The organism is Ruegeria sp. HKCCD6647-2, from assembly GCF_057221075.1.
Map to the genome: position 1 here is coordinate 726,733 of NZ_JBWVBD010000001.1, position 13,708 is coordinate 740,440.

12 protein-coding genes are annotated in these 13,708 nt (G+C 58.4%); 3 read left to right on the forward strand and 9 right to left on the reverse strand.

Features of this window, described 5'->3' with window-relative positions; all coding sequences use genetic code 11:
- Nucleotide 1: 1 nt before the first annotated feature.
- Both AC2TDJ_RS03475 and AC2TDJ_RS03480 read right to left on the reverse strand, forming a co-directional pair.
- Complete coding sequence (locus tag AC2TDJ_RS03475; RefSeq protein WP_480839268.1) at nucleotides 2–1,528, reverse strand: hypothetical protein; 1,527 nt, start codon at nucleotides 1,526–1,528, stop codon at nucleotides 2–4.
- Nucleotides 1,518–1,667: a hypothetical protein gene (locus AC2TDJ_RS03480; protein ID WP_480839270.1), complete on the reverse strand. Its 150-nt coding sequence runs from the start codon at nucleotides 1,665–1,667 to the stop codon at nucleotides 1,518–1,520. Before AC2TDJ_RS03480 ends, AC2TDJ_RS03475 begins: the two co-directional genes overlap by 11 nt.
- Nucleotides 1,668–1,746: 79 nt before the next feature.
- Between AC2TDJ_RS03480 and AC2TDJ_RS03485 the strand changes: the two genes are divergently transcribed.
- A complete protein-coding gene (locus AC2TDJ_RS03485; RefSeq protein WP_480839272.1) occupies nucleotides 1,747–2,334 on the forward strand; it encodes a shikimate kinase in 588 nt (195 codons plus the stop codon).
- A complete protein-coding gene (gene aroB / locus AC2TDJ_RS03490) occupies nucleotides 2,335–3,447 on the forward strand; it encodes a 3-dehydroquinate synthase (protein ID WP_480839274.1) in 1,113 nt (370 codons plus the stop codon).
- A gap of 10 nt (nucleotides 3,448–3,457) precedes the next feature.
- On the opposite strand, the gene AC2TDJ_RS03495 is transcribed toward aroB, so the two are convergent.
- Together AC2TDJ_RS03495 and ssb are read right to left on the reverse strand one after the other, a co-directional pair.
- Nucleotides 3,458–4,528 carry a site-2 protease family protein gene (locus tag AC2TDJ_RS03495; RefSeq protein WP_480839276.1) on the reverse strand — a complete coding sequence of 357 codons (1,071 nt, stop codon included), beginning with the start codon at nucleotides 4,526–4,528 and terminating at the stop codon, nucleotides 3,458–3,460.
- Between the two features lie 18 nt (nucleotides 4,529–4,546).
- Nucleotides 4,547–5,032 (reverse strand): single-stranded DNA-binding protein, encoded by a 486-nt coding sequence (gene ssb / locus AC2TDJ_RS03500; protein WP_480839278.1) that lies wholly within the window; start codon nucleotides 5,030–5,032, stop codon nucleotides 4,547–4,549.
- A 207-nt stretch (nucleotides 5,033–5,239) separates the two neighbouring features.
- Here ssb and AC2TDJ_RS03505 point away from each other — a divergent pair, with 207 nt between their 5' ends.
- Nucleotides 5,240–5,818: a lytic transglycosylase domain-containing protein gene (locus tag AC2TDJ_RS03505; RefSeq protein WP_480839280.1), complete on the forward strand. Its 579-nt coding sequence runs from the start codon at nucleotides 5,240–5,242 to the stop codon at nucleotides 5,816–5,818.
- Between the two features lie 18 nt (nucleotides 5,819–5,836).
- Here AC2TDJ_RS03505 and AC2TDJ_RS03510 read toward each other — a convergent pair whose 3' ends face one another.
- From AC2TDJ_RS03510 to AC2TDJ_RS03530, 5 genes are all read right to left on the reverse strand, one after another.
- On the reverse strand, nucleotides 5,837–7,018 hold the full coding sequence (locus AC2TDJ_RS03510) for an MFS transporter (RefSeq protein ID WP_480839282.1): 1,182 nt from the start codon (nucleotides 7,016–7,018) through the stop codon (nucleotides 5,837–5,839).
- A gap of 118 nt (nucleotides 7,019–7,136) precedes the next feature.
- Nucleotides 7,137–9,224, reverse strand: a complete 2,088-nt coding sequence (locus AC2TDJ_RS03515; RefSeq protein ID WP_480839284.1) for a dipeptide ABC transporter ATP-binding protein — start codon at nucleotides 9,222–9,224, stop codon at nucleotides 7,137–7,139.
- A 94-nt stretch (nucleotides 9,225–9,318) separates the two neighbouring features.
- Entirely contained in the window at nucleotides 9,319–10,782 is a 1,464-nt protein-coding gene (locus AC2TDJ_RS03520) for an ABC transporter permease (protein WP_480839286.1), read from the reverse strand.
- Nucleotides 10,783–10,794: 12 nt separating this feature from the next.
- Nucleotides 10,795–11,841, reverse strand: coding sequence for an ABC transporter permease (locus tag AC2TDJ_RS03525; protein WP_480839288.1), 1,047 nt, complete (start codon nucleotides 11,839–11,841; stop codon nucleotides 10,795–10,797).
- 131 nt (nucleotides 11,842–11,972) lie between these two features.
- Nucleotides 11,973–13,649 carry an ABC transporter substrate-binding protein gene (locus AC2TDJ_RS03530; RefSeq protein WP_480839290.1) on the reverse strand — a complete coding sequence of 559 codons (1,677 nt, stop codon included), beginning with the start codon at nucleotides 13,647–13,649 and terminating at the stop codon, nucleotides 11,973–11,975.
- Nucleotides 13,650–13,708: the final 59 nt, after the last annotated feature.

Consider the following 13,708-nt stretch of genomic DNA (forward strand, 5'->3'; position numbering starts at 1 on the left):
GTCAGGCCCCATTCAGGATCATCAGCTGCAATGATGCGCGGCGTGCCGTATCTTCGAGGCCGACGCGCCGAAACGCAGCGATGGCTGCGGTCAGGTCTACCAGATTACCCCGCGCGCCATGGGCAAACAGGTTCATCGATTCCAGAATGGCTTCGCCCAGCTGCTCGTTTTTCAGCATCGCATCAATGTCTGACGGAATGGGGGCGGACCAAGCAAACCCTTCCGAGATCGCATCTGCTAAAGGAGAAGGAGAGCGCGCCCGCCCGGGATCCCCATGCGCCAGTGCGGCAAGAAACTGGTTTTCCTCGGGTCCGTCGGGTTCCGCCAGTGCAGCCTCTTCATAAAGCTCGGATAACAACAGAACACGCCAGCGCAGATTCTCCGCAATGGCATCTTCAAGCGAAACGTTTGACAGTCTGTCGGCAAAGAGCTCGGCAAAGGGAACTTCAAGCCCAATACTGCGCATCTGCTTCCACGCTTCGGGCAGAGTTTTTGCGACGCCGTCGGGATTGTTGGGTTGTAGCGCAGAATCAAAGCGCTGAATGGCGGCCACCCGATCCCAGACTGCGCCGGACGCTGCGGGTTTGCGTTCGGTGTAAAGCCCCAGCAGTTGATTGGGGGTCAACGCTCCGATACGTGTCAGGCGTTCAGCCGCTTCGACCTGTGCTTTCCACCCGGCCACGTCACGCAGGTCTGCGTTGGCAAAGGCGCGGGGCAGCGATGCCGTTGGCAGCCGTTCACCAATAGCCTCGAACAGGCGGAAGGTCAGCGGGTCCGGGTCCTCGGGCTGCGGTAGATATGCCGCGCCTTCGAACAGCTCGGGGCTGAGAAAGCGGTCCAACAGGTCCAGTTCTTCTTGCGGCAAGACCTGCAACGCATGCGCTGCCTCAAGTGTCAGGGCGGCCGAGGTCCAGTCGCCGCGTCGCGCCTTGCAGAATATCTGGGCCGCATAGTCCCGTGACAGGTGGGGCTGCGCGATCAATGCCGTACAACTGCGATCCTCGTCACCCGTCAGCAATGTGGCATCGAACCAACGTTTGAAACGGTCTTGCGAGTCGGTGGGTCCTGCGAGTTGCACCAAGGACTGAACCGGGTCCGCCGCACCCAACTGCATTAGACGGTCCAGCCGAGCCATCAGCAGTTCGTCTGGTGCATCAGACACTGCAGGTGGGCGGGCTTCGGACAGAAGCAAAGTGAACAGCAGTCGCTGCATGGCCGGGTTAGCCTTGACCGGAACACGCGCGATCAACTCGGCCAACCGCGCGGGATCGCTTCGCTGCCAAAGGTTCACGGGCAGGCCGGTGACTGACGAAGATACCAGCCCCAGGGGCGGCGACAGGGCCTCAAGCGGTGTGACATGCACATCGGGTTGCAGCCCGGTCTGTGTCACAGGGGGCTCAAGCAGAACAGTGCCAGGCAGGTTTTCGGGCGGGGCGGACAGCCAGTCGATAACCGACAAAGGTTCTTGCGTCTGGGCTTGTGCCGCACCCGCCAGAAACAGCGCCAGAATGGCGGTTTTAGTCGGCATTCAGAATGACCGGTTCACGGATTTCACTTTGCGGCGCGGAAAAATCCACCCCGAAGAACGGCCCCAGATAGGCATAGCCCACCAGCCCGATGAAACACAGGCAAATGATGTAGAGCAGGAACTTTAACAGACGGCCCATGGGTAAACGCTGCCTCAATTTTTGGTTTTGTCCAAGTTATAACTGGCATTTTTCGCAAGATCACGTCATTCACGATGAAATGAGCGAAATTAAGCATAACACTCGTCAGGCAAGCAAAGCGCAACGGTATGATCTGCACAAAACCGTTGTTATGGTTGGCATGATGGGCGCTGGGAAAACAGCGGTGGGCAGGGCGTTGGCCGCCCGGCTTGGTGTTCCGTTTCTGGATAGCGATGCCGAGATCGAATCGGCCGCCAATATGACCATCCCCGAGATTTTTGCCCGCGACGGCGAGGAATTCTTTCGCGCAAAGGAAAGCCAGGTCATCAGCCGGCTTCTGGACGAGGAACGAGGCATTCTGTCGACGGGTGGCGGTGCTTTTCTGGCGGAAGGAAATCGCCGGATGATCTCGGAACGCGGAGTATCTGTCTGGTTGCGCGCCGACCTGAATGTGTTGTGGAACCGCGTGCGTCACAAGGACACGCGCCCGCTTTTGCGTACGGCCGACCCCTATGCGACCTTGCGCGCGCTGTATGAAGCGCGGGTCCCGATTTATGAGCAGGCCGATCTGGTGGCCGATTCCGACGGTGAAACCGCGATTGAAGAAATGGTGGACAGGGTGCTGGTCAAGCTGGTCACGCGCCCGGATGTTTTGGAACAGAAGTAAATGCATCAAACCGTACATGTCGAGTTGGGCGACCGATCCTATGACGTTGAGATAGGCCCTGATCTGTTGGCGCAGGCAGGAGCGCGTATCGCTCCGCTATTGCCGCGCCCGCGCGTGGCTGTGTTGACGGATGAGACGGTTGCCGCGCTGCATCTGGATGCATTGCGGGACGGTTTGGGCGCAGCAGGCGTCAAGGTGACGTCGCTGGCTCTTCCAGCCGGTGAAGCCACCAAAAGCTGGCCGCATTTTGAACGCGCGGTCGAATGGCTGCTGGCGGAAAAGGTCGAAAGACGGGATGTTGTAGTCGCTTTTGGCGGCGGCGTGATCGGCGATCTGGCCGGCTTTGCGGCCGCCGTGTTGCGGCGCGGGGTGCGATTTGTGCAGATCCCAACCTCGCTGTTGGCTCAGGTGGACAGTTCGGTCGGCGGCAAAACAGGCATAAACGCGCCGCAAGGCAAGAACCTGATTGGTGCGTTTCACCAGCCCTCGCTGGTGCTGGCCGATACGTCGGTACTGGGAACACTGACGCCACGGGATTTCCTCGCTGGATATGGCGAAGTCGTTAAATACGGCCTGTTGGGCGATGCGGATTTCTTTGAATGGCTTGAAGTCAATGGTCCGTCCCTCTCGGCAGGAGACATGGCAACACGTGTCCAGGCTGTGACCCGTTCGGTGCAGATGAAAGCTGATATCGTGGCGCGGGATGAGACCGAGCAGGGCGATCGGGCCCTGCTGAACCTGGGTCACACTTTCTGCCACGCGCTGGAGGCCGCGACTGGCTACTCCGACCGTTTGCTGCATGGCGAAGGTGTCGCCATCGGTTGTGCGCTGGCCTTTGAACTGTCGGCGCGTTTGGGCCTGTGTTCGCAGGAAGACCCCAGCCGCGTGCGCGCGCATCTGCGCAACATGGGAATGAAGACCGATCTGGCCGACATTCCCGGCGATCTACCGGGGGCCGAGGCATTGGTCGGTCTGATGGCACAAGACAAAAAGGTCGTGGATGGTCAACTTCGGTTCATTTTGGCACGCGGGATCGGACAGGCCTTTGTCACATCCGACGTGCCGCGGGATGCGGTGCTAACTGTCCTCGAAGACGCTTTGGCAACTTGTTAGGGCGTGGTGGTCAACGCCCCTGTATCACCATCAACTCGCCAATGTTCTCGCGGGTAATATAGCCGACCATATGTCCGCCCTCGGTACAGACTGCGATGGCTGGCGCGCCTTTGTGCAAGCCTTCCAGTACCTTGTTCAGCCCGCTGGTCAAAGCAACCTGCGGAATGTCAGCCTCCATAATGGAAGTTGCGCGGTCAGAGCGAGGATGATCCTCGGCCAGCGCTGTGAACAGCCGGTTTCGCGTCACAAAACCCAGCAATGCTCCATCGGGACCGATCACGGGAAACTCGTGTTGCGTCGTGTGAATGACCGCCTGCGCGGCAGTGCTGAGCGTGTCGTCCGGCGAAAGCGCGCGGAACTCGGTAATCATCGCGTCGCGCGCCATCACGCGCCGCGCGACGGAACGCATGGCGACGTCCTGGCTTTCGGCATTTGCAGCAACAAAGACGAATACGGCAATCAACACGAGAATGGGATTGGCCGTGGTCAGCCCCAGAAAACCGAGGCCAACGGCAACAAACTGCCCCGCAAAGGCGGCGATGCGCGTGGCTTTGACACGATCCATCTTCAGGCATAACAGCGCACGAAATACCCGCCCGCCATCCATGGGGAACGCAGGGATCATGTTGAACACAGCCAGCAGCAAATTGACAAAGGCCAGACGGCTGAGGAGATCGGCACGGGGCGAGTCGATCTGGGCCAGCGAGTCGATCTGCATTCCCGCCCCCAAAACGACCAGGATCAACCAGATCACCACATTTACGGCGGGGCCGGCGAGGGCCACCCAGACCTCTTGCATCGGGTTTTCCGGCATCCGCTCCAGCCGTGCCAAACCGCCGATCGGCAGCAAGGTGATGTCAGGTGTCTTGATGCCATAGCGCCGCGCCATCAGTGCGTGGCCGAACTCATGCGCAATGACACAGACAAAAAGTGCCAGAACGAAAAGGATGTTGTCGATGGCTGCCGGCCAGCCACCACTGGAATAGGCGGCGAACCCAACCCATGCCAGCAACAGGAAAAAGGTGACATGGACCCTCAGTTCCGAGCCGAGCAACCGGCCGAGCGAGAAGGACCATGCCATATTGCGTCTCCGATTTGGTTAGAACGGAATCTCGTCGTCGTCGATCCCGCCGGATGCCGGTGCGGGTGCGCTGGACGAACCACCATAGGGATCGCCGTATCCGCCGCCGGCCTGACCACCGCCGTACCCGCCCGACTGACCGCCGCCTTCGCCGCGGGCATCCAGCATGACCAGGGTCGAGCCGAACCCCTGAAGGACAACTTCGGTCGAATAGCGGTCCTGGCCCGACTGGTCCTGCCATTTGCGGGTCTGCAACTGACCCTCTACATAGATCTTGGAACCCTTGCGTAAATATTGCTCGGCGACGCGCACAAGCCCTTCGTTGAAGATGGCGACCGAATGCCACTCGGTCCGTTCGCGGCGTTCACCGGTGTTGCGGTCCTTCCAGGTTTCCGAGGTCGCAATGCGCAGGTTGCAGACCTTGCCGCCGTTCTGAAAGGTCCGAACCTCGGGGTCGCGACCCAGATTTCCGACCAGAATGACCTTGTTGACTGAACCCGCCATGTATTCCCTCGTTCTTTTCTGACTGGAGTGCGCCCGAATCTGGCGCAGATTTCTTCTGCTGACCCTATACGGCCTGCGTCTTGGTTAAAACACGGTTGATAACGCAACGGTCATCGCTAAAATCTTAGCCGCTTCTTAACCAAGCTTTCATTTCTGGCAGCGATATCTATAATCCGTCGGGTTTAGGAACGAGCGGGACAGGCGTTTATGCGTTTTCTGGTTGGTGGTTTTGCTGCGCTGTTTTTGGTTGCGACGTCAGGACCGGTTGCGGCCGAGACGCTGTCTTCCAAAAGCCGCAAGGCGATTTTCCTCAAACAAGCCAAGGTCCTGGATGGCCGAGCGGCCAGTCAGTACCGCGACTCCGAACGGCTGAAGCCAAAGACCGAGCGGGGCACGTTCGCCAAGCGTTACACCGGAAATTATAAGGGACAATATCTGGAACATGCGCGAAAGGCCGCACGCCAGCATAATGTGCCCGAGGAGCTGTTCCTGCGTCTTGTTCAGCAGGAAAGCGGCTGGAACCCGCACGCCAAGTCGCACAAGGGGGCATTGGGGCTGGCGCAACTGATGCCACAGACCGCGCGATTGCTTGGCGTCAACCCGCATGACCCGATCCAGAACCTTGAGGGCGGGGCACGCTATCTGTCGTGGCAATATCGCAAATTCAAGTCATGGCGCCTTGCGTTGGCCGCTTATAATGCGGGCCCCGAAGCTGTTGAGCGGCATGGCGGCATCCCGCCTTACAAAGAAACGCAGAATTACGTAAAAGTCATCTGGGGCGGCTAATTCGCGTTTGGTATGCCTTCAGGTCGTGACCAGGCCGCTCCGGCTTCGGATACGGGCCGAAATAATCAGGACAAGCAAGGCGCCAAGCATCGGCAGGCATGCCGCAAGAATTGCGGTCTGGAAACTGGACAACTGCGCAATCACCCCAACGGAAGGCCCGGCAAACAGCGCTCCAATGAAAAGGCTGTTGACGTAGAGTGCGTTGGCCCGCGCCATCCGCCCATTCGCAAAGCCTTGCACAAAGGTCAGGCTGACACCGGCAAACAACCCGTAATACGCGCCTTCAAGTGCCGCACCGGCGACCATGGAGCTGACATCCTGGACCTGTGAAAGGATGAGAAAGGCGCACAGCCCGAGAACCCCAGCCAGGATCAATCCGGCCAATGCGGATAAACGGCGCAGCAGAATGGGAGTGGCCAAAATAATGACAATCTCGGTTGCGGTTTTGACTGAAAAGGACAGACCCGGGGCAAACGCGGGCAATCCCGCCTCTCGCACATAGAACAGGGGTAGAGCGCTGCTGCAGAGCACATGGGCCGTCGAGAACAACAGACATGCTGTAACGGCCAGCCAAAGCATCCGGTCAGTTTCCCCGACCGTTTCCTCGGGTTTGACAGCGATCTCTGCGCGTGCGTCCCGGGGCATTGTTCGCCACCAAAGAAGACCCCACAGAGTTGCAGCGAATAAACCCCCAACGAACACCCATTTTGCCCCCCATTGCCCGGCCACAAAGAAGGCAAGCGCCGGTCCCATCATCCAACCCAATGAGGTCATAGCTCGGAGCCAGGCATTGAAGGGTGCGATCTCGAACCCAAAGCGTTCGGCACTGATGCGCCCAAAACTGTACATGGTGGAGAGGGAGCTACTGCTGAGGCTGAAGCCCAGAACGCACACGGTGATCAATGTCCAATAAGACGGCCAGAGCAGAGCCGACACCAGCGCTGTCACGTAACCGGCAATCGACAGACCCACAAAAGGCGCAAACCGTCCCCCGCAGTCGAGTTTTGCTGCAAAATACCTGTTGATGGACACCGTCAGCAGGATACCAAGGGCGCTGTAAACGCTGATTTGCCACGGCGGGCGCCCCAGTTCTTCGACAATGAAGAATGGAATAAACGGGGCCGTCATGCTTGCGCAAAATGTACCGGACAAATGCAGGCCCAAAATGGCCCGCGCGCGGCGGTCGCTTAATACTTTCATCTAAATCCATTTCAAAAACAGGCCAATGACGGCGCGTCTGAGCTATGCAATGTGTTTTCCAGAAACGTGACAGGGGCGCCAGACGTTATCTGGCGCCCCTGTCCATACTTTCATTCGCTCATTCGGCTGCGATTTTGATGACCGGCTCCATGCGTGCCAGAATATCCTCGGCCAGGTGACATTTGACCTGATGCCCGTCCGCCAGGGTCTGAACCGGCGGTACGTGCGATTCACACCGACCGTCCGGCACCTCGGTTTTCCAGCGGCAGCGCGTCTGGAACGGGCAACCCGGTGGTGGGTTCATAGCCGAAGGAATGTCGCCCTCAAGCACAATGTGCTCTTTTTCGACCGACGTATCTGCGATCGGAACCGCGCTCAGCAACGCCTCGGTATAGGGGTGATAGGGCGGGCTGAAGACCTGATCTGTGGTGCCTAGCTCGACCACATGGCCCAGATACATCACCATGACACGGTCGCTGAGATAGCGCACGATGGACAAGTCGTGGCTGATGAACAGCAGCGTCGTCTTCTGCTCGCGCTGGATTTCCATCAGCAGATCGGTCACGGCGGCCTGAACCGACACGTCCAGAGCCGAGACCGGTTCGTCCGCCACCACGATCCGGGCATCTCCGGCAAAGGCGCGGGCGATACCCACACGTTGCTTTTGACCACCCGACAACTGCCGCGGCATCCGGTCCGCAAACGCGCGAGGCAGTTTCACCAGATCCAGCAGTTCCAGCATTCGCTTCTTGCGATCGGCCTCTGAATTACCAACGCCAAAGATTTCCAGCGCCCGGATGATCTGACGCCCAACGGTCATCGACGGGTTCAGCGTGTCGAACGGGTTCTGGAATACCATCTGAACTTCGCCAACGGTTTTGGCGTCCCGTTCTTCGATCGGCACTTGTTCGATATTCCGGTTATCCAGCAGAATCTGCCCGTCTGTGGCCGTCTCAAGGCCCATCAGCACCTTGGCGAACGTGGATTTGCCACAACCGGATTCGCCCACGATGGCCAGTGTCTCGGATTCGTGTGCCTCGAAACTCAGCGTCTCGTTGGCTTTCACCACCTTCTTCTCGCCGCCGCCGAAAAGGGCGTTTGCCGCAACCTCGTAGTATTTCTTGAGGTTGTCCATCTTCAGAACAGTCCGGCCGATTTCACCTTTCTCTTTCTGCTCACCAACCGTGATTGGCGCGTTCCAGTCGATCTCCTGGAATTTCAGACAGCGCGTGTGGTGCCGGTCATTCCCGGGCACTGCTTCCATCAGAATGTCTTTTGCGTCACAGCGGCCCTCTTCGAAATAGTCGCAGCGAGGACCAAAGTTGCAGCCCGGAGGCCGCTCATGGGGCAGGGGGAAGTTGCCCGGAATGGCCACCAATGGACGCGAGTTCTTATCGGCCCCAGGCAGCGGGATCGAGCGGAACAGAGCCTGCGTGTAGGGGTGCTGCATCTCGTCGAACACGTCTTTGATCGAGCCGCGCTCAACCGCTTCCCCTGAATACATCACGCAAAGCCGGTCGCAGGTTTCCAGAACCAGCCCAAGGTTGTGCGAGATAAACAGCATCGACGTGCCGTATTTCTTACCCAGATCCTTGACCAGTTCCACGACGGCCGCCTCAACGGTCACGTCCAGCGCGGTTGTCGGCTCATCCAGGATCAGCAGCGCCGGTTTCGACATCAGCGCCATGGCAATCACGATACGCTGCTGCTGGCCACCCGACAGCTGATGCGGGAAGCTGTTCAGCATCCGCTCGGGGTCTGGCAGGCGCACATCGGTAACCACTTCCAATGCGCGGGCATAGGCCTCTTCGGCACCCACGCCCTCATGAATCATCGGGACTTCCATCAGCTGTCTGCCGATCTTCATCGCCGGGTTCAGTGAGGCCATCGGCTCCTGATAGATCATCGCGATCTCGTTGCCGCGAATGTCGCGCAGTTCTTCGGTAGTCATCTCGGACAGATCGCGACCCTTGAACTTGATCGTACCGCCCACGATCCGACCGTTTTTGCCCAGATCCTGCATAACACCCAATGCCACGGTGGATTTGCCGCAACCGGATTCACCCACCAGACCGACAGCTTCGCCGGGTTGTACGCTGACCGAGAAATCCATCACAGCGGGAATTTCCCGCAGGCGGGTAAAGAACGAGATCGACAGCTTGTCGATCTCAAGGATCGGGCCGTCATATTCCGCCATTTTGCTCATCTTGCTATCTCCTCGCCAGATCGCGGGGATCCCCTTCATCTGGCTAAAAATATCCCGGGGGGTCCGGGGGGCTGGCCCCCCGGCCTCTCTCACATCAGTCCTTCAGACTTTCTTCGCGCAGACCGTCGGCCAGCAGGTTCAAACCAAGTACCAGCGACAACAGTGCGAAAGCAGGCGGAAGGGCAGGGTGCAGGTAGATCGACAGAAGCTTACGCCCCTCATTGATCGTCGAACCCCAATCCGGGCTTTCCGGAGGCAGGCCCAATCCGAAGAAACCCAAGGTTCCCAGAAGGATCGTGGTGTAACCGATCCGCAGACAGAAATCGACGATCAACGGACCTCGGGCATTGGGCAGGATTTCCCACAGCATGATGTACCATGGACCTTCACCGCGCGTCTGCGCCGCCGCGACGTAGTCGCGGGTTTTGATGTCCAGTGCCAGCCCGCGCACAATACGGAACACCGTGGGCGAGTTGACGAAGACCACCGAGACGAAGACCACAAGAATACCGCCGGGGATATCGAACAGGTCCAGATAGGTCGGCAGACCCCAGATCCGATAGCTTTCGGTATTGATGATGTATCCGCCGGTCGAGATCAGCGACAGATAGAACCAGATCGCCACACCCAAAACCCCGATCAACAGCGGCGTGCGGAAATTCGGGCGCGTATAGTAGCGCGAATTCAGCAAGACACCGATGAAAAGGATCGGGAACACGAACAGCACCGCGGCCATGTAATTCGGCACACCGGTTGCGACGATTTCAGGTGTAACCAGCAGGTAGAACAGCAGAATTACGGGGAAGGCCAGGATCAGGTTGGCCAGGAAGGACAGGAAAGTGTCCAGTCTTCCGCCATAGTAACCAGCTGGCAAACCCAGCGTGATACCAACCATAAAGGCAAAAAGCGTTGCAAGCGGGGCAATCTGCACCACGATCCACGCCCCTTTGACCATCCGGCTAAAGACATCACGGGCCAGGTTGTCGCCACCCAGCAGATACCAGGCGTATTCACCTTCTTCCAGGTTTGGCAAAGGAGTACCGGGAACTTTGTTCTTCATGCCCGAGAGCTGCACCAGCGGGTCGTGTGTCACGATCAGATCCAGCGCACCGAAAATTCCGGTGAAGACCCAGAACATGACCAGCCCGAAACCGATCATACCAATCGGACTGTCATACAGCTTGCCATAGAGGCCCAGCCGCCGCTTGAACGCGATGGACATAGCGAACATGATGATCAGCGAGACCCAGACGGGCAGGAATTGCTGGGACATTGCCCCAATAATGCCCGCGCTGGTTCCCATCAGAATTCCGAGGATCACATAGGCCACCGCCAGCCCGATGCAGGCCAGAAAACTGTACCGCAGGCCCATTTTGGTGAATCCGCGAACGCCGGTGCTGGCGGCAATCGTGCCGTCGGGATTAATGGTGACCTGCTCTTCGGGCAGAACAACGCTGCCGACGATCCAGCCCACGATGGACAGCAAAAGCGCCGCCAACGCGATCATCAGCAAGGGGTTGAGAAAGGCGATAGAGCCGGTCCAGGTAAGAGGTTCCATGATCTATCTCCCTTACGAAATGCGGATGCGCGGGTTGAGGTAGACATAGCCGATATCGGATATCAGCTGCGTCACCAGAACCACAAAGACCGACACGACCGAGATCGCCAGAAGCAGCTGGATGTCGTTGTTGCCCGCTGCCTGCACCAGCGCCCAGCCAAAGCCCTTGTAGTTGAACAGGGTTTCAACGATCACCACGCCGTTCAGCAGCCATGGGAACTGCAGCATGATGACTGTGAACGGCGCAATCAGCGCGTTACGCAGCGCGTGTTTCATGACGATATTGGGGAACGAGACACCTTTCAGCCGCGCGGTGCGGATGTACTGGGCGGTCATCACCTCGGTCATCGATGCGCGGGTCATCCGGGCGATGTAACCCATCCCATAAAGCGCGATGGTCAGGACCGGCAGGAAGAAGTTCTCGAAGGTCGGGTTCTCCATCGCCTCTGTCGCCGTGCCTTTGAACCATTTCAAGCCCACAGTGGACGAGGTGAAGACCGCGATGAAGATAACACCGGACACATATTCGGGCGTTGCCGTCGTAATGATCGAGAAGGTCGACAGTGAACGATCCAGCGCAGAACCTTCACGCATGCCGGCCAGCACTCCGACCAGAAGGGCGGTCGGAACCATCAGGACCAGAACCCAGAACATCAGATACCCGGTATTGCTCAGACGTTTGCCGACGATACTGCCGACCTCGTCCTTGAAGACCGTCGAATACCCCCAGTCGCCCTGAAGGATGCCGCAGAATCTAGGCAGATTTTCGATGGTCGAGCCGGGTCGTGTACACGTACCCTGAACCTGACCATCGTCCGCCGTTTTGACGAAGCCCGGCATGACGCCCAACCATTGGCCGTACTTGACAAGTGTCGGTTGCAGATATCCGCGATTTCCCAGCCATGTTTCGACCTGTTCGTCGGACATCCGCTGGTTGCCCTGCGTCTTGGCGAGCTTTTCAAGGTTTGGATAAAGGTTGGTCAGAAAAAAGACCACGAAAGTCAGACATAATGCTGTCAACAGCATGACGCCGAACCGTCGGAGGATGAATAGTCCCATGATGGCCCCTGTTGTTCGGGTGTTCCGCAGATCATTGGACCATTTGCTGGCCTCGGACATCCGACCCCGTGTCGGCCTGTCTGCGGCTGGAAAGGGGCGCCCATTATGAGCGCCCCGTACTTTTTTAGGTTTTAGGCCGCCCAGCCCCACTTGTAGTGGTGGTGTTCGAACGAGACGTGCATGTCAGTGCCGACAAGCCCATCCTTCATGTGACGATACAGTGCCCGCCAGTACGGCTGGACCGTGACGCCTTCTTCCTGGATCAAAGCCTCACCTTTGGCGACGACTTCGCGGCGTTTATCCGCGTCGGCGATTGCCAGTGCTTCGGTCAGGATCGCATCGAACTCGGCATTGGACCAGCCGAACTCGTTCCAGGCTTCGCCAGTGCGATAGGCCAGAGCCCAAATCTGAACACCCAGCGGACGGTGGTTCCAGTTGGTCGAGCTATAGGGGTATTTCGCCCAGTCGTTCCAGAAGGTGTTACCCGGCAGAACGGTCCGCTTTACCTTGATACCCGCATCACGCAACTGTGCAGCCACAGCGTCTGTGGTGTTGCGGCGCCAGTCGTCGTCGATCGAGATCAGCTCGTGCTCGAAATCGGCCATGCCGGCCTCTTCCATCAGCTTGCGTGCGCCTTCCGGGTCGACTTTTTGCGGTGGAAGTTCGAAGTAATCCGGGTGAATCGGACCCACATGATGGTTCTCGGCTGCTGTACCCCGACCGCCGAAACCAAGTTCCAGACAGACCGAGTTGTCGACCGCCATCTGCAGCGCCTGACGGACGCGTTTGTCTTCGTAGACGCGTTTGCCGTCCACTTCGGCCAGTTGGTTCGGGCGGATGACGATGGTGTTCATCGTGACCACTTCGGACTTTACATAGCCGAGACTGTCCATCACGTCGATGAATTCACCAACGGATTCATACAACATGTCGACTTCGTCGGATTCCAGCGCCGCCAGCCAGGCCGACGGGTCAGTTCCGTAGTCGATATAGACGATGCTGTCCAATGCCGGACGGCCAAAGACTTCTTCGCCCCACCAAGTGTGGTTTTCGTTCCGCACCAGCGTTGCCTTAACGCCAACTTCCAGGTCCTGGATCAGGTAGGGACCAGTGCCAACATTGTTCAGCAGATCGTTTTCGCTAAACGAGCTGTGGATGATCGCCGCCGGGTAGTCGGCCATGCCCGCAATCAGCGAGATGTCCGAAACGGGAAGGTTCAGTTTCACCGTGTGCGGATCAACAACCTCGATCGCACCTTCAATCGCCTGCCCGCTGTCCGCGTCGATCAGGGTCGCGAAACGACCGGCCATCGAGTTGGTTTCCGAGCTCTTGTCGCACCAGCCTGCAATATTGCGGGCCACGTCATCAGCGGAAAAGTCGTCGCCATTGTTCCACTTGACGCCCTGACGGAGTTTCAGTGTGTATTCCGTCGCATCGTCGTTGACTTCCCAGCCTTCCAGCAACATGCCGCGGAACGTACCGTCCGAATTGTATTCGACCAGATATTCCAGCGTGCCGCGGGTTACGTTTGCGATCTGCGACCAGTCGTAGGTGCGCGGCTCTTTCAGCGCGCGTACTTCCATCTGGACACGCAAGGTGCCGCCTTCCTTCTTGGCGTCTTCACCTTCGGCGTATGCCGGGGCCGGTGCGGTCAGGCCGATCATGCCATAGGCTGCGGCGGCGCTCACGCCCAGCCCGGTCGCGCGGGTCAGGAACTCGCGGCGGCTCAGTTTGCCGTCACGATACTCCTGAGCGTGCATCTCGGCCGCCCAGTGTACCTGTTCTCCGTTGGTTTTGTGATTACTCATGTATGTCTCCCTGTGACACTTCATTTTTGTTGGTAAAGATTTGCGCTACTCGCCCCGGT